Raw genomic sequence first — 23716 nt, forward strand, 5'->3', positions numbered from 1 at the left:
ATGGCGCGGCGGGTGGTGTTCTGGGACTTCGACGGCACCTTGGCGCGGCGGGACGGACTGTTCGCCGGTGCGCTGATCGACGCGTGGTCGCGCGTCGCGCGCCCGACGGCCACGCGCGAAGAGATCCGCCCGTTCCTCACCGGCGGCTTTCCCTGGCACGCTCCGGATATCGTGATCGAGCCGCTCACCTCTGCACGCTGGTGGGAACGGATGCGCCCGGTCTTCGTCGGCGCGTTCACGGGCGTCGGGGCGAGTCGGGATGTGGCCGAGAGCGCGGCCGCGCTCGTTGCCGCCGAGTTCTATCGGCTCGACGCCTGGGCGGTGGTCGACGGGGCCGAGCACGCGCTGCAGCTCACACGAAGCGCGGGATACGACAATGTCATCCTCAGCAATCACGGCCCCGAACTCCCCGAGCTCGTGGCTGCGCTCGGGCTGAGCAGATGGGTCGAGCGTACGGTCACCAGCGCTGCAGTCGGCGCGGAGAAACCGAACCCGAAGATCTTCCAGCATGCTCGGGTCGTCGCGGATGCCGGAGCAGACGCCTGGATGGTCGGGGACAATCCGCTCGCAGACGTTCAGGGCGCGGAGGGCGTCGGCCTTCGGGCGATCCTCGCCGACGGGGCGTATCCCGACGCTCGAGGCATGACCGTGCTTGAGGCGGCCCGGCGGATCGTGAGCACCGCCACCGCCGGTAGCCTCGCACCATGAGGAACTTCCTGAGTGTCGATGAGCTGACTGCTCTGCTCGCCCAGGGCGCCCCGGTGCGCCTGATCGATGTGCGCTGGCGGTTGGATCGGCCGGACGGCCGCGCCGACTATCTCGCCGGGCATATTCCCGGTGCGGTCTATGTTCCCCTCGACACCGAGCTCTCCACACACGGCCGGGCGGACGAGGGGCGGCATCCGCTGCCGTCGACCGCGACGTTGCAGGAGGCGGCACGCCGCTGGGGCGTCCGCGAAGGCGATGTCGTCGTCGCGTACGACGATGCGAAGGGAATCTCCGCGGCCCGCGCGTGGTGGCTGCTCCGTCAGGCCGGGGTCGATGTGCGGGTGCTCGACGGCGGCCTCGGTGCCTGGACGGCGGCGGGGCACGGACTCACCACAGACGATGTGACCCCAGCCCTCGGAGACGTCGTCCTCGACGAGATCGGCGCGGACGCGCTCTCGATCGATGAGGCCGCCGCGTTCCCGGCATCCGGCGTGCTCCTCGACGTGCGCGCCCCGGAACGCTACCGCGGTGAGACCGAGCCGCTCGACCCGGTCGCCGGACACATCCCGGGCGCGCTGAACCTGCCGACGCTGCGTCATCTGGATGCCGATGGCACGATCCTCGACCCCGACAGCATCCGTGCGACCATCGCAGAGCTCGGCGTGACTGCCGGCACCCCGGTGGCCGCCTACTGCGGTTCCGGCGTCACTGCCGCGCACACGGCAATGGTCCTCGCCGAGGCCGGTGTCGATGCGAAGGTGTTCCCCGGCTCGTGGAGTCAGTGGTCGAACACGTCTGGTCGCCCCGTCGCGATCGGGTCGGAACCGGGCTGAGCGGCCGGGCTCATTCCCGCGGGCCGTACCCCCAGCGCAGCTCTACCGCTCCCGGTCCGAACGCGCGATGCACCAGATGAACCGCGCGCCCGTGCTTCACGGACACCGGAGTGATGACCGACCCTTCCGGCGTCTCCACTCGTTCCTCGCACCAGTCGGGCAGCGCATCAGGGTGGAACCGGATCCACAGCACAAGCTCGCGGCACTGCCTGCTGACGGCGTAGCCGGACTCGCGGGTCGGCGGATAACCCTGCGGATAGGAGATCGACCACTCGACCATCGTGGTGTCGGGCGCCGTGAGCGGCGCGTCCAGGTCGAAGCGCCCGCCGTGCACCTCGCCGTTCGGGTGCGAGTAGAGCGCGTTGAGGCGCCCACCCGCCACAGCGGTGAAGGTCGGAGCCGGCGCGTCGATGCCCGGCGTCATCTCCAGAAAGGGGATCGCATCGACGGTGCCGGTGGTCGCCTGCACGATGCTCCGGATGCTGCACAGCGCGACGTTCCCGTCGGGTCCCACATCGGTGACGGAATGGGTGGTGACTTCGCGAGATGTGCTCGGGTAAGGGACCCCGAGCGCGGCGTACGCATCCGTCACCGCTCGTTCGATGTCGTTGGCATCCAGCGGAAAGTGGGCAGATCCCACCGGACCCGTCCGGTGGCTGCGTCCGAGCAGACGGGTGAGCGCGCCGACTTCGAGGTCGAGCAGTGACTCGATGTCGGTCAGCGCGGCCACGGACTGCGCGCCTTCCGGGCGCCGGGCGCCGGAACGCCAATAGCTCAGCGTTGCCATCGAGACGGTGTTGCCACGTTCTCTGAGCCGCTCGTGCAGCCAGGCCAGCGTGACTCTGCGGGCGTTGATGGCGTCGCGCAGCGCCGGTGCGATCTGCGCCGATTCCGGGTCGTGCTGATCCTCTTCGATCTTCATCACAGACCCCCTCCGGTATGTGAAGAACTCCCGTTTACAGTGAGCATACGACCGTACGGGCGTCTCAAGGGGAGGAGGCGCTGATGTGGGGTCAACAGGCGGTATCCGACGTAGGTAGGGGCCCGACCCTGCGCAGGGATTCAGCCTGACGCAGCGGACACCCACGCTGCGAAACTGAATGAGGCCCGGCGGCGATTCTGGGGAGACCCGCCGGGCCTCATCATGTGCCGCCTCGAGTCTGCGTGTCGCCGCGTGGGCGCCCCGGGCACGGCGATCCGGCGGCGAACGCCCGCGTAGACTGGGAGGAACACCCCGGAGGACTCTGGATCGTCATGTCTGCCCCTGCTCGCACGTTCACGGTACGCAACGTACAGCTGATTCGTGCACTGTTCGCGGCGGCTGCGGCCGTGATGATCACCTTCTCGCCGGACCACTCGGCGGCCGTCGGGCTGTCGGTCTTCAGCGGCTTCGTCTTCGTCAGCGCGTTCGTCCTCGTGCTCGCCGCCTGGCTCGTCCTTCCTGCGGGTTCCCGCTGGTCGTACCTGCTGCTGGCGGCACTCGGTTTCGCGGCCGGAATGGTCAGCGGAATCCCACTGTGGCGCAATGACGATCTGTTCTTCGGTGTCGTCTGCGCATGGGCGCTGATCTCCGGTGGTGTCGAGCTGTTCGCCGGCATTCGTGCCCGCCGCTCCGACGACCCGACTGCCCGTGACGCCATCACGGTCGGCGCCTTCGGCGTCCTGCTCGGCATCCTGCTCCTGCTGATCCCGGCCGGCCTCGTGCAGGAGTACTCGATCGAGAGCGCCGGCACATTCGAACTCACCGGGATCATCCTCGGCGTCGGGATGTTCGGCGCCTATGCGGCGATCGTCGCGGTGTTCCTCGGCATCGCCGGGCTCACGCCCCGAGCCAAGGCAGCAGCAGAGGATGCCGGAATCACCGAACCCGACCAGAGCGCGGCCCCGGAAGCGGCGGACCGTGGAGGAGAGCGATGAGCGACGAGAAACCGACCCGTCGGGACATCCTGCGACCGCTGCACCTTCTCGGCATCGCGCTCGTCTGCGGTGTCTTCGCTATGGTCGTGACGCTGGTTTCGACCGGTGCCTTCACCGCGCGGGTGAATGCGGCGATCGCCGCCGGCACCTATGAGGGGCTGACGCCCATCGCGCTGGGACTCGTCGTCGGCGGTGGCGCGTTCATCGCCACCCTGCTGATCCTGGCCATGCTGATCCTCGCCGTGGATCCCGCCGACGTCACCAAGAGGGTCGATCGCCCGGTGCTCTTCGACAAGGAGCCGGCCGATGACGCGGATGACGTGAATCCCGGGGGCGCTCCGCGCGCGTAGTCTTCCGCGACGCCGCAGCAGCGCCTGCGCGTCGGCCTGCGAGGTCGAGAACGCACGGGCGGAGGTCGATTCGGATGCTTTTCCGACCACCCACCGGCGATGGAGATGGATCACGCCGGTTCAAGCGTGCCTGAACCGGCGTGATCCGTCCCGCAGAGCGGAAACCTACTGCGCGAGACGCTCCGCGATACCGATGTAGGTCGCGGGGGTGAGGGCGAGCAGACGCTGCTTCGCCGCATCGCCGATCTCGAGGCCCTCGACGAACTCCGCCAGCTCCGGCCCGCCGACGCGGTGACCGCGGGTGAGCTCCTTCAGCAGCGCGTACGGGTCGCTGATCGTGGAGCGGCCGGCGACGACCTCGGCACGGATGACGGTCTGGATCGCCTCGGCGAGCACTTCCCAGTTCACGTCGAGGTCGGCGAGCAGCACATCGCGCGCCAGTGAGATCTCGTTCAGGCCGCGGCGCAGATTGTCGAGAGCGAGCAGCGAGTGCCCGAAAGCGACGCCGATGTTGCGCTGCGTCGTCGAGTCGGTGAGGTCCCGCTGCAGGCGGCTGGTGACGAGCGTCTGCGACAGCGAGCCGAGCAGGGCCGCCGACAGCTCGAGGTTCGCCTCGGCGTTCTCGAAGCGGATCGGGTTGATCTTGTGCGGCATCGTCGACGAGCCGGTGGCTCCGGCGACCGGGATCTGCGCGAAGTATCCGAGCGAGATGTACGTCCAGATATCGGTGGCGAGGTTGTGCAGGATGCCGCCGGCGTGACGCACCCGGTCGTAGAGCTCGACCTGCCAGTCGTGCGACTCGATCTGCGTGGTGAGGACGTTGAAGCCGAGCCCCAGCCCCTCCACGTACTCGCGGGCGACCTCGGGCCAGTCGACGGACGGGTCGGCGGCGAGGTGCGCCGACCAGGTGCCGGTCGCGCCGGAGAACTTCGCCAGGTAGTCGGATGCCGCGATCTGCGCGCGCACCCGCTCGAGACGCCACGCGAAGACGGCGATCTCCTTGCCCATCGTCGACGGGGTCGCCGGCTGGCCGTGCGTGCGGGACAGCATGGCGGCATCCGCGTGCTCCACCGACAGCTCGCGGAGCTTGGCGATCACCGAGTCCAGGGCGGGCAGCCAGACGTTCTCGACCGCGCGCTTCACGGTGAGCGCGTAGGAGACGGAGTTGATGTCTTCGCTGGTGCAGGCGAAGTGGGTGAGCTCGGAGATCGAGTCGAGGCCCAGCGTCGACAGCCGGTCGCGCACGAGATACTCGATGGCCTTCACATCGTGGCGGGTGACGGCTTCCTTCTCGGCGAGCCAGTCGATCTCGGTCTGCCCGAAGTCACGGTAGAGGGCGCGCAGGCGCTCCTTGTCGGCATCCGGCAGCGGCGAGGTCTCGAACAGCGAGCGGTCGGTGAGGGCGATCAGCCACTCGACCTCGACCTCGACCCTGGCGCGGTTGAGGCCCGCTTCGGAGAGGAAGTCGGCGAGACCGGCGACGGCGGCGCGGTAGCGTCCGTCGAGCGGGCTCAGGGGCTGCGGCGGAAGCGAAGGCTGGAAAGTCAGGGGAGTCCTCCTGATCGGGCCCGTCAAACGCGGGGCGTGCGGGGGAGACGCAGGGCGGGTTCGAGCTGAAGAAAGAGGCCCCTGGTCGCGGTCTCAATCATACCGAGGACGGAATCGAACATATCCGCGCCCGCGTAGTACGGGTCGGGGACGTCGAGGCCGTCGGCGTTCGCGTCGAAGGAGAGCAGCAGGGTGACCTTGCCCTCCTGGTCCTCGTTGTTCGCCCACTCGCGGAGGACGCGCTCGTGCGTGCGGTCGAGGGCGACGATCAGGTCGTTGTCGGCGAAGGATGCGCTGGTGAACTGCCGCGCCCGGTGCTGCGACCCGTCGTAGCCGCGCCGGGCGAGGGAGTCGATCGTCCGGTGGTCTGCGCGTTCGCCGAGGTGCCAATCGCCGGTGCTGGCGCTGCGGGACACGATCCGTGAGCCCAGGCCCTGTCGTTCTGCCAGATCGCGGAACACGACCTCTGCCATCGGCGAGCGGCAGATGTTCCCCGTGCAGACGAAGATCACGCGAAAGGGATCCGGGGATGTCACAGAGTCCATTGTGCCCGCCGGTGGCGCTTCTGCACAGTCGACTGCGTGCACTCGTTCTGCACCGAACCGATTCCCCGCGGACTCTGCACCGGTCGTGCGGAGCGGGAGGTCGGTCACGGTGGCGAACAAGGATGCTGGGCGCATGTACTCATTCGCAATCGCCGGGGCCGGGTCTTCGGAAGCCCTGTGGGCCTGGTTCGCGGCCCGGCGTGAGATCGAGTCGGCGATCGCCGCTCTCGACGAAGCCGCAGCCACCCTCGTGGCACTGGTCGCGGACAGCGACTGGCAGTCCGACGGCGTGCGCGCACTGCACGCGCTGCTCTCCGATCTCCGGTCGCGTGCGTCCGCGCAGATCGCGAGCCTGTCCGAACGGGCGCGGGAATTGGAGAGGGTCGGGTTCGCATGAGCGATGACCTGGACATCACGCACGGCGGAGCGATCTCCGTCGACACAGAGGTGCTGCGCGACGTCGGGGTGCGTATCGCGGTCGTTGCAGAGCGCCTCGCCGACACCCAGGGATCGATCCGCCGAGCGCACGGGATCATCGTCGACGCCCCGGGGCTCGGTGCTCAGCTCGATACGGTCGCGCTGTGGGCGAGCGCCGATCGGGTGGACGAACTGCAGCGTCGATGCGAAGAGGCGAGCGTCGGCACCCTGTTGATGGCCGACGCCTACGAACTCGTCGAGCTCCGCGCGCAGGCGGAGGGTCTTGCGCTCACCGATGCGGCCGCCGCGGATGCGCTGTACGCGCGGATCGAGCAGCTCGAGGCATCCGATGACCGCGTGGGCGGCATGGCCGACATGCTCATCGCCGGCTGGAAGGACCGGCGTTTCGAAGGGCTGGATTCGCAGTTCGACCTCAGCGGCGCGATGGCGCACTTGTTCGTGGGCGGCGGCCTGATCGGATCGACGCTGGGTCTCGGGAAGGTGCACGCAGGGAAGCCACTGATCGGGAAGGCTGATCCGGTGACGGTGCGGCCGGTCGCGGCGTCCACTCCGGTGGGAACGCCCGCGAGCCTCGCCGATGCCTTCCGCCGCTTCCCGGAAGCGCCAGGAGCGCAGATCAGAGTCGATCGCCTCACCATGGGCGACGGCTCGACGCAGTTCATCGCGTACATCAAGGGAACACAGTCGCCGTTCTTCGGCGCAGGTGAGCCGTGGGACATGAAGTCGAACATCGAGCTCTACGCCGGCAAGACCTCGGCCTCCTATCAGGCCACGCTCGACGCGCTCGCGGCCGCGGGTGCCCGGCCGGGAGATCGAGTTGATCTGTTCGCGCACTCGCAGGCGGGAATGATCGCGTCTCGCCTCGCCATGGAGAGCGAGTTCGAGGTGCAGGTGGTGGCGACGGCAGGCAGCCCCACCGAGCCGACACTGCGTGAGGATCAGCTGCTCGTTCAGCTGATCCATTCCGACGACATCGTGTCCTCGCTCGCCGGCGGAGGTTCCCCCGGCGGTACCGGTTCGCCCGACTCCTTCACGGCAACCCGTGAAGGAGATTCGTCAGACGGTGTGCAGGATGTCTGGGCCGACACTCACTGGATGCACTCGTACATCGAGACCGCCGAGATGGTCGACAGATCCAGCGACTCGCGAGCCGTTGCGCTCGGCGAGTACTGGAAGACGCTCGACGCCGCCGAGGTGATCGAGTCGACGGAGTACCGCGCCGAGCGGACCGGGTGGTCCGGCTGAGCGGATATCGCTCAGTCGCGGCGGGACTTCTTGCGCTGCGGACGCAGGATGAAGCCGAAGATGCCGTTGATGATCGAGATGATGATCGCGGCGACCACGCCCCACCAGAAGTGACCGACGGTGAGGCCCCAGCCGAAGCCGCTCGTGATCCAGGCGGTCAGCCACAGCAGGAAGCCGTTGATGACGAACCCGATGAGGCCGATGGTGAGGATGTAGAGCGGGAAGGCGACGATCTTCACGACGGTGCCGATGATCGTGTTCACCAGGGCGAAGATCGCACCGACGGCGAGCAGCGTGAGGACCAGCTGCAGCGTCTCGGCGGGCGGGAAGGCGGTGATCGCCACCTGCAGCACGGGGATCAACGTCACCACCCAGAGGGCGAAGGCGTTCACGATGACTCGAATGATGAAACGCATGGTCGTTTCAGTGTGGCACGATCGGCGCCGGATGTCAGCGGTTCACCGGGCGGACGCTCGCCAGAGCTCGACGCCCGCTCTTAGACTCGACTCGTGACCGAGCCGATTCTGCCCCGCATCCGCCCCGCCATCGCCGCGCTCGCGCCGTACCGGCAAGGCAAGCAGGCAGGACCCGACGCGTTCAAGCTGTCCAGTAACGAGAACCCCTTCGATCCGCTGCCCTCGGTCGTCGCCGCTCTGCAGCACACGACCCCGATCAACCGCTACCCGGATGCATCGGCCGGCCGCCTGCGTGAGCGCCTCGCCGTCCGGTACGGCGTCGACTCCGACCAGGTGCACGTCGCCGCAGGTTCCGTCTCGATCCTGCACCAGCTGATCCTCGCCACCTCCTCCGTGGGCGATGAGGTCGTCTACGCGTGGCGCTCGTTCGAGGCCTACCCGAGCCTTCCTCTCGTCGCCGGGGCAACGGGTGTGCAGGTGCCGCTGACGGCCGAGTCTCGCCACGACCTCGATGCGATGGCGGATGCCGTCACCGAACGCACCAGCGCCATCATCCTGTGCACCCCCAACAACCCGACCGGCCCGATCATCACGAGCGCCGAGTTCGCGTCCTTCGTCGGCCGCGTTCCGGGCGATGTGCTGATCGTCCTCGATGAGGCTTACGCCGAGTTCGTGACCGCGCCAGACGCTGTCGACGGGCTGAAGGAACGCGCATTCGAAGCGCATCCCAACGTGGTCGTCCTGCGCACGTTCTCCAAGGCCTACGGTCTCGCCGGGCTCCGCATCGGCTACGCGATCGGCAACAGCAAGGTGCTGGATGCCGCGCGCGCCACCGGCATCCCCCTGTCGGTCACGTCCGCCGCTGAGAACGCGGCGATCGCCAGCCTCGACGCCGAAGCCGAGCTGCTCGATCGGGTCGCCGTGATCGTCGAGCGGCGCACGCTCCTTCGCGACGGTCTGCGCGCTCAGGGGTGGGATGTCCCGGACGCTCAGGGCAACTTCGTCTGGCTGCCCGCAGCAGAGCGCACCGATGAGGTGGCCGCCGCCTTCGCTGCGGCCGACGTGGTCGTGCGCCCGTTCAGCGGCGACGGCATCCGCATCTCCGTCGGTGAGGAGGCGTCCATCGCCCGCGTGCTCGAGGTCGCCGCCGCCACCCGCTGATCGGCGCATTCCTCCGGGTTCCCGACAGATACAAGGGCGTCCTAGGTATGCGTGCCCGGGAATGCCGGCGCGGGTAGCGTAAGAGCCGTGACTACCTCCGAGACCCCCCTCGTGCGCGTCCTCGATGCGACCGGACGGTTCACTCCGTCGGGCGCCGCCGAGCCGTACCTGCCCCTGATCGATGCGATCACGGATGCAGAGCTCGAGCAGTTCTACCGCGACATGGTCGTCATCCGCGCGATCGACGTCCAGGCCACCAATCTGCAGCGGCAGGGACAACTCGCCCTCTGGCCGCCGAGCCGTGGCCAGGAGGCCGCGCAGGTCGGCTCGGCCCGCGCCGCCCGTCCGCAGGACACGATCTTCCCCTCCTACCGCGAGCACGCGGTCACCCGCATCCGCGGCGTCGACCCGCTCGACATCATCAAGCTGATGCGCGGCGTCTCGCACGGCGGCTGGGATCCGAGCGATCCGAAGAACGGCAACACCCGCCTGTACACGCTGGTGCTCGGCTCGCAGGCGCTGCACGCCACGGGCTACGCGATGGGCCTCGCCTTCGACGGGAAGTCCGGCACCGGCGACGTCGACAGCGACCAGGCCGTCATCGTCTACTACGGCGACGGCGCTTCCAGCCAGGGCGACGTGCACGAGGCCATGGTCTTCGCGGCGAGCTACAAGACGCCAGAGGTCTTCTTCCTGCAGAACAACCACTGGGCGATCTCGGTCCCGGTCTCCACACAGTCACCGGTGCCGCTGGTTCAGCGCAGTGCCGGCTACGGCATCCCGAGCGTCCGGGTCGACGGCAACGACGTGCTCGCCAGCTACGCGGTCTCCCGTGTCGCTCTCGACGAGGCCCGCAGCGGCCTCGGCCCTCGTGCGATCGAGGCCGTCACCTACCGCCTCGGTGCGCACACCACGAGCGATGACCCGACGAAGTACCGCGGTTCCGACGAGGAGCAGTCCTGGGCCGAGCGCGATCCGATCATCCGGATGCGCGCCTTCCTCGAAGGCCGCGGGGCATCGGCCGCGTTCTTCGACGACGTCGAGACAGAAGGGGCGGATGCTGCAGAGGATCTGCGCTCCCGCACCGTGGAGCTCGGCCCGCCGCCGGCATCCAAGGTCTTCGACCATGTCTACAGCGAGCCGCATCCGCTGATCGACGAACAGCGCGCCTGGCGCGACAGCTATGAGTCGTCGTTCGAAGGGGGCGCGAAGTGACCCTCGAGACGATGCCGTTCAGCAAGGCTCTCAACGCCGGGCTGCGCAAGGCCATGGAAGACGACCCCCGCGTCCTGATGATGGGCGAGGACATCGGCAAGCTCGGCGGCGTGTTCCGCGTCACCGAGCACCTGCAGCGCGACTTCGGCGAGCGGCGCGTGCTGGACACCCCGCTCGCGGAATCCGGCATCGTCGGCACCGCCATCGGTCTGGCGATGACCGGCTTCCGTCCGGTCTGCGAGATCCAGTTCGACGGATTCGTGTTCCCCGCGTTCGACCAGATCACCACCCAGCTCGCCAAGCTGACCAACCGGCATGAGGGTCGGCTCTCGATGCCGATCGTCATCCGCATCCCGTACGGCGGTCACATCGGCGCCGTCGAGCACCACCAGGAGAGCCCGGAGGCGTACTTCACGCACACCCCGGGGCTGCGGGTGGTGTCGCCGTCGACACCGAACGACGCGTACTGGATGATCCAGGAGGCGATCCGTTCGAACGACCCGGTGATCTTCATGGAGCCGAAGAGCCGGTACTGGCAGAAGGGCGAGGTCGACGTCGAGTCATCCGCCGTTCCCCTGCATTCCTCGCGCGTGGTGCGCACGGGCTCCGACGTCACTCTCGTCGGTCACGGCGCGATCGTCACCACGCTGCTGCAGGCGGCCGCGCTCGCCGAGTCCGAGGGCACCAGCTGCGAGGTCGTCGATGTGCGTTCGCTGTCGCCGATCGACTACGAGCCGATCCTCGACTCGGTGCGCAAGACCGGTCGTATGGTCTATGCACAGGAGGCGCAGGGCTTCACCAGCCTCGGCAGCGAGGTCGCGGCGACCGTCATGGAGCGCGCGTTCTATGCGCTCGAGGCGCCGGTGCTGCGTGTGTCCGGCTACGACACCCCGTTCCCGCCCGCGAAGCTCGAGGGCACGTATCTCCCCGATGCCGACCGCATCCTCGAGGCCGTCGATCGCTCGCTGGCCTACTGACTCCACCGTCCGGAAGGACTCGCTATGAGCACGCAGAACTTCAACCTCCCCGATGTCGGCGAAGGTCTCACTGAGGCCGAGATCGTGACATGGAAGGTCGCCCCCGGCGACACGGTTGCGATCAACGACGTCATCTGCGAGATCGAGACCGCCAAATCGCTGGTCGAGCTGCCGTCGCCGCATGCCGGTATCGTCGGCGAGCTGCTCGTCGGTGAGGGCACCACGGTCGAGGTCGGGTCGCCGATCATCACCTTCCTGACGGATGCGGTGGATGCTGCACCCGCCGCTCCGGCACCTGCTGTCGAGGAGGCCGGCGGCTCGGTGCTCGTCGGCTACGGCACCGGGGGAGGCGCCACCTCGCGTCGGCGCAAGCCGCCGGAGCGCTCGGTGCTCTCCTCGGTCGGCGTCATCGCGAAGCCGCCGATCCGCAAGCTCGCCCGCGATCTCGGGGTCGACCTCACCGCGGTAACCGCCACCGGCGGCGACGGCGAGGTCACGCGCGACGACGTCGTGAATCACGCATCTCAGGCCAGCGTCTTCCGCAACATCCAGACTCCGGAGTGGGGAGACGTGCGCGAGGAGACCGTTCCGGCCCCGCACGCGGCACCGGGCGGGATCGCCCGCGGCATCGCGGCGTCTGCGGCATCCGAGGACCGCACCGAATCCATCCCCGTGAAGGGCGTGCGCAAGGCGACGTCGTCGGCCATGGTGCAGAGCGCCTACTCCGCGCCGCACGTCACGGTGTGGAAGGAGATCGACGCCTCCCGCACGATGGAGCTCGTCAAGCGGCTCAAGGCATCACCGGACTACGCCGAGATCCGCGTCTCGCCGCTGCTGATCATGGCCCGCGCGGTGATTTGGGCCGCCCGCCGGACGCCGATGGTGAACGCGGCCTGGGTCGACAAGGATGGCGGCGCCGAGATCGCGGTGCGCCACTACGTGAACCTCGGCATCGCCGCGGCGACCCCGCGCGGTCTGCTCGTCCCGAACATCAAGGATGCGCAGGACCTCGGGATGAAGGATCTGGCCCGTGCCTTGAACCGCCTGACGCTGACCGCCCGCGAAGGAAAGACGACGCCGGCCGACCAGCAGGGCGGCACGATCACGATCACGAACATCGGCGTCTTCGGGATGGATGCCGGCACGCCGATCATCAACCCCGGCGAGGCCGGAATCGTGGCGCTGGGAACCATCAGCCAGAAGCCCTGGGTCGTCGACGGCGAGGTGCGCCCGCGCTGGGTGACGACGGTCGCCGGTTCGTTCGATCACCGTGTGGTCGACGGCGATGGCATGAGCCGGTTCATCGCCGACGTGGCATCGATTCTCGAGGAGCCGGCGCTGCTCGTCGACTGACGGTCCGTTGGCCAGGTTCGTGGCCGGTGCGCGTGCCGTGTCGCAGAAGCTGCGAGTGCTCGGCATCCGCACTGACGATTTCTGTGACGCGCAGTCGACCCGCGGCACAGAAGATGCGGGTTTGCCAGCAACGCACCCGCCGCTTCTGTGACATGGCTGCGGTTCTGACAGACGCCGGACGGATGCAGACCCGGACGGATGCCGCGGCCTACGCCCGCGCGCTCAGTCGCCGCTCGGCGAGCAGCGGCACGGCCTGCTCCCGCGCCGCACGGCGAGCAGTGGCGACGGCACCGATCGACACCACCTCGCCGCCGAGCGTCGAGGCGAGCAGTTCGGGGGCCGGAAGGTGCAGCTGCTCCGGGAGGATCCGGCGAGCGGCGGCGAGCACGGGTTCGATGCTCTCGGCGACGGCGCCGCAGACGATCACGCGCGCCGGGTCGTACATGCTTCCGAGCACGCCGACCACGCGTGCCAGGGTCTCGCCGACCCGGGAGCTGACGAGAAGGGCCTCCGGATCTCCTGCCGCGGCTGCGGTGAGAACCGCGCGCGGGTCGATACGACGGGCGTCGGTGAGCCGGCCCATCGCGCTGCCGCGGTCGATCTCGCCGCTCTCGACACCAGCGCGCACTTGATCCTGCAGGGCGTACCGGAGTCCGAACGCCGAGCCGACGCCGATGATGTGGTCGAAGACGACGCCCTCGCCGACTCCTCCGTGAGCGCCGTGCAACACGTGGCCGTCCACGACGACGCCCCCGCCGAAGCGCTCGCTGGAGAGAAGCGCCACGTAGTCGCGGCATCCGATCGCGGCTCCGGCCGAGCCCTCCGCTATCGCTGCGAGCTGTGCGTCGTTCTTGATCTCCACGACGGGTGCCCAGTCGCGCAGGGCCTCGGCGAGGCCGGGGTTGGTGCGCTCCCAGAAGCCGTCCGGATGCGGCGGTGAGACGCCGTCGCGGTCGACGGGCGCGGCGACGCCGATGCACATCGCGAGGATGTCTCCTCGCGAGCGATCGGCCTCATCGAGAGCGAGCTGCAACTGCCCGATGATCGTCCGGAGTCGCTCGGCCGCCGACTGAGAGGGATCCAGATCTGTGCGGTGGTGCACGAGGGTGCGATCCAGCGGATCGGCGACCGTCACCGCGAGGTGGGTGTCGCCGGCGTCCACGCCGATCACGATGCCGATGTCTGGCGAGAGCGCGAAGCGCCGCGCGGGACGACCGGAACGGTAGCTGCCGGCGGCTCGCGCATTGGGCAGCTCCTGAAGCACCTCGGCGCCGACGAGCGTGTCGATGGCATCGATCGCCGTCGATCGGGTCAGCGAAGTGCTCGCCATCGCCTCTGTGGCGGTGAATTCTCCCGCGGTCCAGGCGAAGTCGAGAACAGCGCCGACGCTCGCGCGGCCGGTGCCGAGGTCTGCGGAAACATCTGCCACAGCTCTTGACCTCGCTCTCCCTCAGATGAGAGAGTACCCTTCATCAGTAGATTTGCTCACTAGATTTAATCCATGAATCTACGCATGAAAGGACAACGGTGTCTCTGAAACGCACACGCTCGATCCGGCTCGCGGCCGGCGCGACCGCCCTCGGGCTGCTCGCCGCATCGCTCACCGCCTGCGCGGCCGGATCGGATCGCGAAACCATCCGCTTCACGTTCAGCAAGCGAGAGGCGATCGAGTTCATGACTGAACTCGTCGCCGAGTACAACTCCGCGCAGGATGAGGTCCGCGTCGAGATCGACACCTCCGGCGTCGATGTCGTCTCGGCGAGCTTCGTGCGAGGCAACCCGCCGGACATCATGCTGGCCAACTACAACATGGAGATCGCGCGCTTCGTGCAGCGCTGCACGCTGTCCGATCTCGCCGGCACCGATGCCGCAGCCAGTACCCGCGAGGACCTGCAGCCGCTGCTCGACCAGTACGGATTCTGCGAGGGGCGCACCAGCGCCCTGCCGTACTCGGTGATGGCGGCATCCGTCATCTACAACAAGGACATCTTCGCGGCCAACGGCCTCGAGGTCCCGCAGACCTGGGACGCGCTGATCGCCGTGTGCGAGCAGCTGAAGGCCGCCGGCATCACGCCGTTCTACGCGACATTCAAGGACGACTGGACGGTCGGCCAGGGCTGGTACGACTACGCGCTGGGCGGTTCGATCGACGTCATCGACTTCTTCGAGCAGCTGGCGGCCGAAGGCGCCGACGTCGGCCCGGATTCGGCCGTCTCGTTCCAGAACGACTTCGCCGAGCCGATCGACAGGATGCTCCAGCTCACGGAGAACTATGTCAACGAGGATGCCTCGAGCCGCGGCTACGGCGACGGCAACCTCGCCTTCTCGAAGGGCGAGGCCGCCATGTACCTGCAGGGGCCGTGGGCGTTCAGCGAGATCGCGAAGACCGCGCCGGACCTTGAGCTCGGCACCTTCCCCCTGCCGATGACGGACGACCCGTCCGACCTCGCGGTGCGCGTCAACATGGACCTCGCCGCGATGATCCCGGAGGGCTCGCGTCATCAGGATGCCGCCCGAGACTTCCTGGAGTTCCTCTACGAGCCCGAGAACATCGAGGCGTACAACGCGTCCCAGCTCGGGTTCACGCCCACGAAGGATGCCGCTGCCCCCGACGATCCGCGGATCGAGGGGATGATCGAGTACTACGACGACGCCCAGGTGTATCAAGGCCCCTCGGTGCTCGTGCCGAAGACGATCCCGGTCTTCAACTACGTGCAGGCGATCGTACTCGGCGCCGACCCCGCCGCCACCCTGCGCACCATGGACGCGGACTGGGCGCGTGTCGCCTTCCGCGCCCCCGCCGTGTCGAGCGAGACAGAGGAGTCCGCGAAATGACCACGACAACGACCATCGTCACCGGCGGCGCGCGCCGGTTGCGCCGCCCTACGAAGCGCGTCGAGCCGATCTACTACCTGTTCCTGGTGCCGACACTGGTGCTGTTCACCCTGGCGATCACCGTGCCGGCGGTGATGGGCATCTTCTTCAGCTTCACCGACTCCATCGGCATCGGGGACTGGAGCTTCAACGGGCTGACCAACTACATCGCGCTTTTCAGCGACCCCGCCATCCTGCAGAGCTACCTGTTCACGTTCGGGTTCTCGATCGCGACGGTGCTCGCCGTCAACGTGGTGGCATTCCTGCTCGCGGTCGGGCTGACCTCCCGCATCCGTTTCAAGACGGGGCTGCGGACGATCTTCGTGATCCCGATGGTGATCTCGGGCATCATCATCGCCTACGTCTTCAACTTCCTGTTCTCCAACTCCCTCCCCGCAGCGGGGGCCGCGACCGGCATCCCGTGGCTCGAGACGAGCATGCTGGCGAACCCCGATCTGGCCTGGGTCGCGATCGTGATCGTGACCGCATGGCAGGCCGTCCCTGGCACGCTCCTGATCTACATCGCAGGGCTGCTTTCGGTGCCGGGCGAGGTGTACGAGGCCGCCGACATTGACGGCGCCAACAAGCTCCAGCAGCTCACCCGCATCACGCTGCCGCTGGTGGCCGGCTACGTCGTGATCAACGTCATCCTCGGATTCAAGGGCTTCCTCGGGGCCTACGACATCATCGTCGGCCTCACCAACGGCGGGCCGGGCACCGCGACGAGAAGTATCTCGATGACAGTGATCGCCGGCTTCAACGGCGGCGACTACGCCTACCAGATGGCGAATGCGACGATCTTCTTCATCGTCGCGATCATCATCTCCCTCTTCCAGCTCTCGCTGACACGCGGAAGGAACGCACTCTGATGTCGACGCAGACGCTCACCACCGTCACCGCCTCCGGCCGCAAACCTCGCATCAAGATGGAACGGGTGAACTGGTCGGGAACGATCATCCTGATCCTGTGCGCCGTCACCGTGCTGCTGCCGCTGTACGTCACGCTCTCGATGGCGTTCAAGACGCAGGCGCAGGCTGTCGACGGCAACGCCTTCTCGTTCCCGGCGCCCTTCAGCATCGAGGGCTTCGTTCAGGCCTGGACCCTCACGAAGTTCCCGGTGGGTGCCGGAATCTCACTGCTGGTCACCGCCGGCACCGTCTTCGCCACGATCGTGCTGGCGGCGTTCGCCTCCTACGCCATCGTGCGCAATTGGGATCGGAAGCTCTTCCGGTACTCGTTCTTCTACCTGCTGGCCGCGATGTTCATCCCGTTCCCCGTGGTCGCGCTGCCGCAGATCCAGCTCACCGGACAGGTGGGGCTGGACAACCCCTTCGGCGTCATCATCCTCGCGACGATGTTCCAGATGAGCTTCAGCGTCCTGCTGTTCACCGCGTTCCTGCGGTCGATACCGCTCGAGCTCGAGGAGAGCGCGCGCATCGACGGCGCGACGACCTGGCAGACCTTCTGGAAGCTGATCTTCCCGCTGCTCGCTCCGATGAGCGCCACCGTCGGGATCTTCGCCTTCCTGTACGCCTGGAACGACTTCATGATGCCGTCGCTGATCATCTCCGACCCTGCGTTGCAGACGCTCCCCGTGCGACAGAACCTCTTCCAGACGCAGTTCAGCAACAACTATCACGTGTCCTTCGCCTCGTACCTGATGGCGATGGCGCCTGCCATCGTGGCCTACCTGTTCACGCAGCGCTGGGTCATGGAAGGCGTCACTCAGGGCGCTGTCAAGGGCTGAGCCGGTCCGGCGAGAACAAGGCACACTCGAAACCCCCACAAGAAGGAGCAGTACCACTCATGACCGACGCGCTACTCGTCGAGACCCGCAAGGCCGATCCCGCCACCTGGTGGCGACAGGCCGCCGTCTATCAGATCTACCCGCGGAGCTTCGCCGATGCGAACGGTGACGGGCTCGGGGACATCCCCGGCATCGTCTCCCGTGTCGACTATCTCGACGACCTCGGCATCGACGCCGTGTGGCTGAGCCCGTTCTATCCGTCGGCGCTCGCCGACGGCGGATATGACGTCGCCGACTACCGCGACGTCGATCCGCGTCTCGGGACGCTGGAGGACTTCGACGCGATGGTCGCCGCTCTCCACGCCCGCGGCATCCGCGTCGTGGTCGACATCGTCCCCAACCACACCTCGGACCTGCACGAGTGGTTCCAGGAGGCGCTCGCCGCCGGGCGCGGGTCGGCCGCGCGCGACCGGTACATCTTCCGCGAGGGCAGTGGCGAGAACGGCGAACTGCCGCCGACCGACTGGGTGTCGGTGTTCGGAGGCCCCGCATGGGAGCGCGTCGAAGACGGTCAGTGGTACTTCCACAACTTCGCCACAGAGCAGCCGGATCTGAACTGGGACAACCCGGAGGTCCGTGAGGACTTCCTGACGACCCTGCGCTTCTGGTCGGACCGCGGCGTCGACGGGTTCCGCATCGACGTCGCGCACATGCTGACGAAGGATCTCACCGAGCCGCTGCCGTCACGCGCCGAGCTCGAGCTCATCCCGCAGGACGGCAAGCATCCGCTGATCGACCGGGATGACGTGCACGAGATCTACGCCGAGTGGCGGAGGGTGTTCGACGAGTACGACCCGCCCCGCACCGCGGTCGCCGAGGCCTGGGTCTCCACGCCCGAGCGCCGTGCGAAGTACGCCTCCGCGGAGGGTCTCGGCCAGGCGTTCAACTTCGATCTGCTGGTCGCGGACTTCGACGCCGGGCAGTTCCGCTCGATCATCGCCGAGAATCTGGCGCAGTCGCAGATGAGCGGATCATCGACGACCTGGGTGCTCTCGAACCACGACGTCACCAGGCACGCCACCCGCTACGGGCTGCCGGCGCTGAACGGGCGCCCGGTCAAGCAGGGCACGGAATGGGTCGCGGCGGGCGGGCCCGAAGACCGGCTCGACCGCGAACGGGGGCGGCGCCGGGCGTGTGCGGCGACGCTGCTCCTGCTTGGCCTGCCCGGCAGCACCTATCTCTACCAGGGCGAGGAACTCGGACTGCACGAGGTCGCCGAGATCGCACCGCAGGAGCGACAGGACCCTGCCTTCTTCCGCGGCGGCGAATTCGACGGGCTCGGCAGGGATGGATGCCGTGTGCCGCTGCCGTGGACGGCGACCGGGTCGTCGTTCGGATTCGGATCCGGCGATGCGCACCTGCCGCAGCCCGCCTGGTTCGCGGAGTACGCGGTGGATGACGAGGCGGCGGACCCGGCTTCGACGCTGTCGCTCTACCGTGAGGCCCTGCGCCTGCGGCATCGCCTGCAGACGGACGAGCGCCTGGAGTGGATCCCCACTGGCCGCGATGACGTGCTGCGGTTCGAGCGCCCCAACGGCTGGCAGATCGTGGCGAACTTCGGCACCGAGCCGTTCGAGATCGGTGCGGATGCCGAGGGCATCGTGCTCTCGAGCGGCACCGTCGACGGACGCTCGGTTCCCGGCGAGACGACGGTCTGGATCGCCCCGGCGGGACTCGTCGGCTGAGCCGCATATTTCTGGGGGCGGGGGAGCAGGGCACCAACGCGCGTTTGATAATGGTTCTCATTAGCGTTTAGAGTGGGAGCATGAAGAAGCCCGCTCTCGCCCTCTCCCTCGTCTCCGTCGCAGCTCTCGCGCTCGCCGGATGCTCCGCTGCACCGGCCGCGGGCGGAGCGGATGACGGCAAGATCCAGGTCGTTGCGAGCACGAACGTCTACGGCTCGCTCGCCGCGCAGATCGGCGGCGACCGGGTCGAGGTCACGTCGATCATCACGTCGGCTGCGCAGGACCCGCACTCCTACGAGTCGAGCGCCCGCGATCGGCTGACGCTGCAGAAGGCTGAACTGGTGATCGAGAACGGCGGCGGTTACGACTCGTTCATCGACGAGCTCCTCGAGGGCGCTGACCCCGAAGTCGTCACGGCCGTCGAGTTCTCGCACGACTTCCCCGGCAACGAGGGACACGAAGCAGAGGCCGAGCACGACCACGCGGACGAAGCGGAAGGCGACGCCCACGCCGAAGAGGGGCACGACCACGAGGGCCACGATCACATCGAAGGGTTCAACGAGCACGTCTGGTTCGACCCGCACACGATGGTCCACGTCGTCGAGGCCATCGCTGACGAGCTGACCGCGCTCGACCCCGAGGGCGAAGCCGACTTCACGGCAGCGGCCGCCGAGATCGTCGCCGACCTCGAGGGCTTCGAGACCGACCTCGACACGCTCAAGACCGAAGCCGCGGGCGCACCCGTCTTCATCACCGAACCGCTTCCCGGGTACATCGCCGCCGCGGCAGGCCTCACCGACGTCACCCCGGAAGGGTTCGCCGAGGCCGTCGAAGAAGGCGCCGATGTCGCACCGGCCACACTGCTCGAGGCGCTCGCGGTGATCGAGAACGGACAGGCGAAGGTGCTGCTCACCAACGCGCAGACCGGCGGATCCGAGACGGAGCGCGTCGAGGATGCGGCCGAAGCGGCCGGCATCCCGGTTGTCGCCTTCAGTGAACTTCTCGAGGACGGATCGTCGTACTCTGAGTGGATGCGCGACGCGATCCAGAACCTCGCCGACGCACTCCACTCGTGAGCGGCGGCGCTGACGCGCGCGCCCACGCACCAGGACCCATCCTCGAGATCACCGGGGCAGCCCTTCATCGCAGCAACCATGAGCTCTGGGCAGGCCTCGACCTGACCGTCGAGCCCGGGGAGTTCATCGCCGTGCTCGGTCCGTCCGGCTCCGGCAAGACCACGCTGCTGCGCAGCATCCTGGGCCTGCAGCCGCTGTCGGCCGGGAACATCCTCGTCGGCGGCGAGAAGGTGCATCGGGGGAATCCGCGCATCGGGTACATCCCTCAGCAGCGACCGATGGCCCCCGACACCAGCATGCGTGCGCGCGATGTGGTCGCTCTGGGCGTGCAGGGCACCCGATTCGGATTCCCGATTCCGCGACGCGGTGATCGAGCGCGCGTCGACGCCCTGCTCGACGGCGTCGGTGCGGCGCACTACGCCGAACGACCAGTGGGGATGCTCTCCGGAGGTGAGCAGCAGCGCCTCCGTGTCGGCCAGGCTCTCGCCGATGCGCCGAGCCTGCTGCTGTGCGACGAGCCGCTGTCGAACCTCGACCTGGCCAACCAGCGCGGCATCACCGACATCATCGATCGGGAGCGTCGTGAGCGCGGCGCCGCGGTGCTGTTCGTGACCCACGACATCAATCCGATCCTCGGCCGCGTCGACCGCATCCTCTACATCGCCGGCGGCCGCTTCGTGCTCGGCACCCCCGACGAGGTCCTGCAGAGCCGCGTCCTCACCGACCTCTACGGAACCCCCGTTTTCGTGCTCCGTGCCGGCGACCGCCTGGTCGTGGTGGGAGTGCCGGATGCCGAGCCGCACCACGACCACGGGGAGATCGCATGAGGCCCCTCGTGGACTGGTCGGACGTGTTCTCGTTCCAGGACTATGGCGCGCTCGTCGCGCTGCTCGCCAACTCGATCCTCGCCGGCGCCGTGCTCGGTATCGTCGGCGGGCTCATCGGCGTCTTCGTCATGCAGCGCGATCTCGCCTTCGCTGTGCACGGGGTGAGCGAGCTCTCGTTCGCCGGCGCCGCCGCCGCGCTGCTGTTCGGCGGGAGCGTGGTCGCCGGCTCGTTGGGCGGTGCGCTCATCGCGGCGATCCTGATCGGGATCCTCGGCGCGAAGGCCAGGGACCGCAACTCGATCGTCGGCGTGCTGATGCCGTTCGGCCTCGGCCTCGGCATCCTGTTCCTGTCGCTCTACGAGGGCCGAAGCGCGAACCGGTTCAGTCTGCTCACCGGGCAGATCGTCTCGGTGTCCAGTCCTGACCTCGGCTGGCTGCTCGGCATCAGCATCGTCGTGCTGCTCGGGCTGCTGCTGATGTGGAACCCGCTGCGCTTCGACTCCCTCGACCCCGAGTCGGCGGCGGCCCGCGGCGTGCCGACGAGGGCCGTGAGCCTCGTGTTCATGGTGCTGCTCGGACTCATCGTCGCCGTCAGCGTGCACATCATCGGGGCGCTGCTGGTGATGGCGCTGCTGGTGACCCCTGCGGCCGCAGCGATGCGCGTCAGCGCCGGCCCGGTCGCGGTGCCGCTGCTCGCCGCGCTGTTCGGTTTCGTCTCGGCCGTCGGCGGCATCCTGCTCGCGCTCGCCGGCACACTGCCGGTGAGCCCGTACATCACGACCCTGTCGTTCCTGATCTACGCCGTGTGCTGGCTGGTGCAGCGGGCCAGGGCGCGCGTGCGCCGCGCGCCGCGTTCCTGAATCCGGTTACACCCGCGCGAGCGCCTCGATGTCTTCCAGGAACTCGGCGGCGGTCTCTGCCGACACGGTCGTGCGGGTGCCCGCGACCGCCTGCAGATAGTCGTCGGTACCCGGTCCGGTTGTATCGGATGCCGCATCCCCGGCGCCGACCGCCGCCTCGAACGCACGCTGCGAGGCGCTGCGCGCGGCGAACTCGATGTCGGCCGGCGAGAACCCGGCCGTGCGCTCGACGAGAAGGTCGATGTCGACGGCATCCGCGACCAGTTCCGGGATGTACCGGCGCCAGATCGACCGCCGCGCGGCCTCATCGGGAAGCCCGATCGGGATCACATAGTCGAACCGGCCGTGCCGGAGGAAGGCGCTGTCGAGCGCGCGGATGAAGTTCGTCGCGCACACGAGCAGGCGTCCTGGCTGCTCTCGGAACGCCGGGATGATCTTCAGCAGCTCGTTCGTCACGCCCTGCAGCGGCGACGGTGGCTCGCCCGACCGCTGCGCGGCGATCTCCTCGACCTCGTCGATGAAGACCACCGCGTGCTCGAGCTCGGAGATCTTGTTGAATGTCTCCCGCAGAGCGCCGGCCAGTCCCTTCGGATCGGCGGCGAGTCGCGAGGGGAAGACCTCGACGAACGACCACTCCAGGCGCGAGGCGATCGCCTTCGCGAATGTCGTCTTGCCGGTGCCTGGGGGACCGAACAGCACCACCGCGCGGGGCGGAACGACGCCGAAGCTCTCGGCCAGGTCGGGTTCAGCGAGCGGCAGCACCAGCCGCTGTTCGAGAATCTCCTTCTCCCGGCGCATCCCCGAGACCGACCCCCACAGGTCGCGCGGCATCAGGCGCCCACCGAGTTCGGCAAGGGAGGAGAGCTCCTGCCGCTGCACCGGGATGCGTCGCTCGAAGTACCGCAGGTGCTGCTTGAGTTCGAAGCCCTGGGCGTCGAATGCGGCGAGGCGCGTCTCCACCTCCGGCATCAGGGCCGACAGCTTGGTGAGACCGTGCTGCGCCATGCTCTTCTCCAGCGCGGCCAGGAGCGCCGATCCGATTCCGCGACCGCGCCAGTCGTCGTCGATGGCGAAGAACACGATCCAGCCCTGGTCGTGTGCTGCCCGGCCGACGATGGCCCCGACGATGTCATCGCCGTGCACCGCGACGATCGCGTGATCCTTCTGGCAGGAGGCCACCACCTCGCTGAGGTCGTAGACCGGTTCGCTGCCGGCGCGCTTGAGCTCCTCCCACAGGTGCAGGATGCCGCCCAGGTCATCGTTGTGGAACTCGCGCAGTCGCCAGCCGGTCATGAGGCTCCTTCGTCTCGATGCGGCAACCATACCGGCGCGGAGAGGCGGCAACCCATTCAGCCGGCATCCACCGTAATGATCCGGTGCACGTGACCCGGGCATGGAGCCTCGCTCCATCGAACTGTTCGGGATTAGTGTCGAGGAACCGGCAACGGCTCCGACCACACAGCGAGGCAGGCGTTTGGCCGCCTCGTGTCATAGAAGGAGAACGAACCATGAAGTACATGATTCTCATGCACGTGAGCCCGGACGTCCTGAACGCGTTGACGGCCGAGCAGCAGCAGGCCATCGGCGCCGGGCACCAGGCGTTCATCGCCAACGCGACCGAGACCGGTGAGATGCTCAGCACGCACGCGCTCGGCGGACCGGCTCAGACGAAGCTGGTGCGCAGCGTCGGCGGCAGAACAGAGGTCGTCGATGGCCCGTTCGCGGAGACCAAGGAGTTCATGGGCGGGTACTACCTGATCGATGTGGATTCCGAGGAACGGGCCATCGAGCTCGCCACGCAGATCCCGGATGCCGGAATCGACGGGCTGGCGCTGGAAGTTCGCCCGGTCATGTTCTCCGCAGGGGCGGACATCTGAGCGA

General features: G+C 68.1%; 24 protein-coding genes. 18 read left to right on the plus strand and 6 right to left on the minus strand.

Going from position 1 to position 23716, the window contains the following annotated elements; all coding sequences use genetic code 11:
* Complete coding sequence (locus LTA6_RS06900; RefSeq protein WP_407359033.1) at nucleotides 1-708, plus strand: HAD family hydrolase; 708 nt, start codon at nucleotides 1-3, stop codon at nucleotides 706-708.
* Nucleotides 705-1541, plus strand: coding sequence for a sulfurtransferase (locus LTA6_RS06905; protein WP_407359034.1), 837 nt, complete (start codon nucleotides 705-707; stop codon nucleotides 1539-1541). Before LTA6_RS06900 ends, LTA6_RS06905 begins: the two co-directional genes overlap by 4 nt.
* A 10-nt stretch (nucleotides 1542-1551) precedes the next feature.
* Here LTA6_RS06905 and LTA6_RS06910 read toward each other — a convergent pair whose 3' ends face one another.
* Nucleotides 1552-2463, minus strand: a complete 912-nt coding sequence (locus tag LTA6_RS06910) for a hypothetical protein (protein ID WP_341976822.1) — start codon at nucleotides 2461-2463, stop codon at nucleotides 1552-1554.
* A gap of 332 nt (nucleotides 2464-2795) precedes the next feature.
* Here LTA6_RS06910 and LTA6_RS06915 point away from each other — a divergent pair, with 332 nt between their 5' ends.
* Together LTA6_RS06915 and LTA6_RS06920 are read left to right on the plus strand one after the other, a co-directional pair.
* The gene (locus tag LTA6_RS06915) at nucleotides 2796-3458 is read left to right on the plus strand and encodes an acyl-CoA synthetase (RefSeq protein WP_407359035.1); all 663 of its coding nucleotides are present in this window, start codon (nucleotides 2796-2798) and stop codon (nucleotides 3456-3458) included.
* Nucleotides 3455-3808 carry a hypothetical protein gene (locus LTA6_RS06920; protein ID WP_341976826.1) on the plus strand — a complete coding sequence of 118 codons (354 nt, stop codon included), beginning with the start codon at nucleotides 3455-3457 and terminating at the stop codon, nucleotides 3806-3808. The genes LTA6_RS06915 and LTA6_RS06920 overlap by 4 nt, the downstream gene beginning before the upstream one ends.
* A 165-nt stretch (nucleotides 3809-3973) precedes the next feature.
* Here LTA6_RS06920 and purB read toward each other — a convergent pair whose 3' ends face one another.
* Nucleotides 3974-5383 (minus strand): adenylosuccinate lyase, encoded by a 1410-nt coding sequence (gene purB, locus LTA6_RS06925; RefSeq protein WP_341976828.1) that lies wholly within the window; start codon nucleotides 5381-5383, stop codon nucleotides 3974-3976.
* Nucleotides 5380-5901: a low molecular weight protein-tyrosine-phosphatase gene (locus LTA6_RS06930; RefSeq protein WP_341976829.1), complete on the minus strand. Its 522-nt coding sequence runs from the start codon at nucleotides 5899-5901 to the stop codon at nucleotides 5380-5382. Before LTA6_RS06930 ends, purB begins: the two co-directional genes overlap by 4 nt.
* A 133-nt stretch (nucleotides 5902-6034) precedes the next feature.
* Here LTA6_RS06930 and LTA6_RS06935 point away from each other — a divergent pair, with 133 nt between their 5' ends.
* Nucleotides 6035-6298 carry a hypothetical protein gene (locus LTA6_RS06935; protein ID WP_341976831.1) on the plus strand — a complete coding sequence of 88 codons (264 nt, stop codon included), beginning with the start codon at nucleotides 6035-6037 and terminating at the stop codon, nucleotides 6296-6298.
* A complete protein-coding gene (locus tag LTA6_RS06940; RefSeq protein WP_407359036.1) occupies nucleotides 6295-7584 on the plus strand; it encodes a hypothetical protein in 1290 nt (429 codons plus the stop codon). The genes LTA6_RS06935 and LTA6_RS06940 overlap by 4 nt, the downstream gene beginning before the upstream one ends.
* An 11-nt stretch (nucleotides 7585-7595) precedes the next feature.
* Here LTA6_RS06940 and LTA6_RS06945 read toward each other — a convergent pair whose 3' ends face one another.
* Nucleotides 7596-8000 (minus strand): phage holin family protein, encoded by a 405-nt coding sequence (locus tag LTA6_RS06945; RefSeq protein ID WP_341976835.1) that lies wholly within the window; start codon nucleotides 7998-8000, stop codon nucleotides 7596-7598.
* Nucleotides 8001-8093: 93 nt separating this feature from the next.
* Between LTA6_RS06945 and LTA6_RS06950 the strand changes: the two genes are divergently transcribed.
* The 4 genes from LTA6_RS06950 to LTA6_RS06965 all read left to right on the plus strand — a co-directional run bounded on the left by LTA6_RS06950 (nucleotide 8094) and on the right by LTA6_RS06965 (nucleotide 12706).
* The gene (locus LTA6_RS06950; protein WP_407359037.1) at nucleotides 8094-9161 is read left to right on the plus strand and encodes a histidinol-phosphate transaminase; all 1068 of its coding nucleotides are present in this window, start codon (nucleotides 8094-8096) and stop codon (nucleotides 9159-9161) included.
* 87 nt (nucleotides 9162-9248) lie between these two features.
* Nucleotides 9249-10376 (plus strand): thiamine pyrophosphate-dependent dehydrogenase E1 component subunit alpha, encoded by a 1128-nt coding sequence (locus LTA6_RS06955; RefSeq protein ID WP_407359038.1) that lies wholly within the window; start codon nucleotides 9249-9251, stop codon nucleotides 10374-10376.
* An 11-nt stretch (nucleotides 10377-10387) separates the two neighbouring features.
* On the plus strand, nucleotides 10388-11353 hold the full coding sequence (locus LTA6_RS06960; RefSeq protein ID WP_363551371.1) for an alpha-ketoacid dehydrogenase subunit beta: 966 nt from the start codon (nucleotides 10388-10390) through the stop codon (nucleotides 11351-11353).
* Nucleotides 11354-11377: 24 nt separating this feature from the next.
* The gene (locus LTA6_RS06965) at nucleotides 11378-12706 is read left to right on the plus strand and encodes a dihydrolipoamide acetyltransferase family protein (RefSeq protein ID WP_407359039.1); all 1329 of its coding nucleotides are present in this window, start codon (nucleotides 11378-11380) and stop codon (nucleotides 12704-12706) included.
* A 208-nt stretch (nucleotides 12707-12914) separates the two neighbouring features.
* On the opposite strand, the gene LTA6_RS06970 is transcribed toward LTA6_RS06965, so the two are convergent.
* On the minus strand, nucleotides 12915-14135 hold the full coding sequence (locus LTA6_RS06970; protein WP_407359040.1) for an ROK family protein: 1221 nt from the start codon (nucleotides 14133-14135) through the stop codon (nucleotides 12915-12917).
* Between the two features lie 98 nt (nucleotides 14136-14233).
* Between LTA6_RS06970 and LTA6_RS06975 the strand changes: the two genes are divergently transcribed.
* The 7 genes from LTA6_RS06975 (at nucleotide 14234) to LTA6_RS07005 (ending at nucleotide 21835) form a co-directional block, all read left to right on the plus strand.
* Nucleotides 14234-15541: an ABC transporter substrate-binding protein gene (locus LTA6_RS06975; RefSeq protein ID WP_407359041.1), complete on the plus strand. Its 1308-nt coding sequence runs from the start codon at nucleotides 14234-14236 to the stop codon at nucleotides 15539-15541.
* Nucleotides 15538-16449 (plus strand): sugar ABC transporter permease, encoded by a 912-nt coding sequence (locus LTA6_RS06980; RefSeq protein WP_341976865.1) that lies wholly within the window; start codon nucleotides 15538-15540, stop codon nucleotides 16447-16449. Before LTA6_RS06975 ends, LTA6_RS06980 begins: the two co-directional genes overlap by 4 nt.
* Nucleotides 16449-17327 (plus strand): carbohydrate ABC transporter permease, encoded by an 879-nt coding sequence (locus LTA6_RS06985; protein ID WP_341976867.1) that lies wholly within the window; start codon nucleotides 16449-16451, stop codon nucleotides 17325-17327. The genes LTA6_RS06980 and LTA6_RS06985 overlap by 1 nt, the downstream gene beginning before the upstream one ends.
* A gap of 59 nt (nucleotides 17328-17386) precedes the next feature.
* Nucleotides 17387-19072 carry a glycoside hydrolase family 13 protein gene (locus LTA6_RS06990; protein WP_407359042.1) on the plus strand — a complete coding sequence of 562 codons (1686 nt, stop codon included), beginning with the start codon at nucleotides 17387-17389 and terminating at the stop codon, nucleotides 19070-19072.
* A gap of 80 nt (nucleotides 19073-19152) precedes the next feature.
* Entirely contained in the window at nucleotides 19153-20148 is a 996-nt protein-coding gene (locus LTA6_RS06995) for a metal ABC transporter solute-binding protein, Zn/Mn family (RefSeq protein ID WP_341976870.1), read from the plus strand.
* Nucleotides 20145-20975 (plus strand): metal ABC transporter ATP-binding protein, encoded by an 831-nt coding sequence (locus LTA6_RS07000; protein ID WP_407359043.1) that lies wholly within the window; start codon nucleotides 20145-20147, stop codon nucleotides 20973-20975. The genes LTA6_RS06995 and LTA6_RS07000 overlap by 4 nt, the downstream gene beginning before the upstream one ends.
* Nucleotides 20972-21835, plus strand: a complete 864-nt coding sequence (locus tag LTA6_RS07005) for a metal ABC transporter permease (RefSeq protein ID WP_363549699.1) — start codon at nucleotides 20972-20974, stop codon at nucleotides 21833-21835. Before LTA6_RS07000 ends, LTA6_RS07005 begins: the two co-directional genes overlap by 4 nt.
* Nucleotides 21836-21841: 6 nt before the next feature.
* Here LTA6_RS07005 and LTA6_RS07010 read toward each other — a convergent pair whose 3' ends face one another.
* On the minus strand, nucleotides 21842-23128 hold the full coding sequence (locus tag LTA6_RS07010) for an ATP-binding protein (protein ID WP_407359044.1): 1287 nt from the start codon (nucleotides 23126-23128) through the stop codon (nucleotides 21842-21844).
* A gap of 215 nt (nucleotides 23129-23343) precedes the next feature.
* On the opposite strand from LTA6_RS07010, the gene LTA6_RS07015 reads away from it, so the two are divergent.
* Complete coding sequence (locus LTA6_RS07015) at nucleotides 23344-23712, plus strand: YciI family protein (protein ID WP_341976878.1); 369 nt, start codon at nucleotides 23344-23346, stop codon at nucleotides 23710-23712.
* Nucleotides 23713-23716 lie beyond the last annotated feature (4 nt).

The sequence above is a fragment of the Microbacterium sp. LTA6 genome (assembly GCF_045690355.1).
Taxonomy (GTDB): Bacteria; Actinomycetota; Actinomycetes; order Actinomycetales; family Microbacteriaceae; genus Microbacterium.

Coding starts and splice junctions, on each gene's coding strand:
- LTA6_RS06900 (WP_407359033.1), top strand. CDS start 1: ATGGCGCGGCGGGTGGTGTTCTGGGACTTCGACGGCACCTTGGCGCGG.
- LTA6_RS06905 (WP_407359034.1), top strand. CDS start 705: ATGAGGAACTTCCTGAGTGTCGATGAGCTGACTGCTCTGCTCGCCCAG.
- LTA6_RS06910 (WP_341976822.1), bottom strand. CDS start 2,463: ATGAAGATCGAAGAGGATCAGCACGACCCGGAATCGGCGCAGATCGCA.
- LTA6_RS06915 (WP_407359035.1), top strand. CDS start 2,796: ATGTCTGCCCCTGCTCGCACGTTCACGGTACGCAACGTACAGCTGATT.
- LTA6_RS06920 (WP_341976826.1), top strand. CDS start 3,455: ATGAGCGACGAGAAACCGACCCGTCGGGACATCCTGCGACCGCTGCAC.
- LTA6_RS06930 (WP_341976829.1), bottom strand. CDS start 5,901: ATGGACTCTGTGACATCCCCGGATCCCTTTCGCGTGATCTTCGTCTGC.
- LTA6_RS06935 (WP_341976831.1), top strand. CDS start 6,035: ATGTACTCATTCGCAATCGCCGGGGCCGGGTCTTCGGAAGCCCTGTGG.
- LTA6_RS06940 (WP_407359036.1), top strand. CDS start 6,295: ATGAGCGATGACCTGGACATCACGCACGGCGGAGCGATCTCCGTCGAC.
- LTA6_RS06945 (WP_341976835.1), bottom strand. CDS start 8,000: ATGCGTTTCATCATTCGAGTCATCGTGAACGCCTTCGCCCTCTGGGTG.
- LTA6_RS06960 (WP_363551371.1), top strand. CDS start 10,388: ATGCCGTTCAGCAAGGCTCTCAACGCCGGGCTGCGCAAGGCCATGGAA.
- LTA6_RS06965 (WP_407359039.1), top strand. CDS start 11,378: ATGAGCACGCAGAACTTCAACCTCCCCGATGTCGGCGAAGGTCTCACT.
- LTA6_RS06980 (WP_341976865.1), top strand. CDS start 15,538: ATGACCACGACAACGACCATCGTCACCGGCGGCGCGCGCCGGTTGCGC.
- LTA6_RS06985 (WP_341976867.1), top strand. CDS start 16,449: ATGTCGACGCAGACGCTCACCACCGTCACCGCCTCCGGCCGCAAACCT.
- LTA6_RS06990 (WP_407359042.1), top strand. CDS start 17,387: ATGACCGACGCGCTACTCGTCGAGACCCGCAAGGCCGATCCCGCCACC.
- LTA6_RS06995 (WP_341976870.1), top strand. CDS start 19,153: ATGAAGAAGCCCGCTCTCGCCCTCTCCCTCGTCTCCGTCGCAGCTCTC.
- LTA6_RS07005 (WP_363549699.1), top strand. CDS start 20,972: ATGAGGCCCCTCGTGGACTGGTCGGACGTGTTCTCGTTCCAGGACTAT.
- LTA6_RS07010 (WP_407359044.1), bottom strand. CDS start 23,128: ATGACCGGCTGGCGACTGCGCGAGTTCCACAACGATGACCTGGGCGGC.
- LTA6_RS07015 (WP_341976878.1), top strand. CDS start 23,344: ATGAAGTACATGATTCTCATGCACGTGAGCCCGGACGTCCTGAACGCG.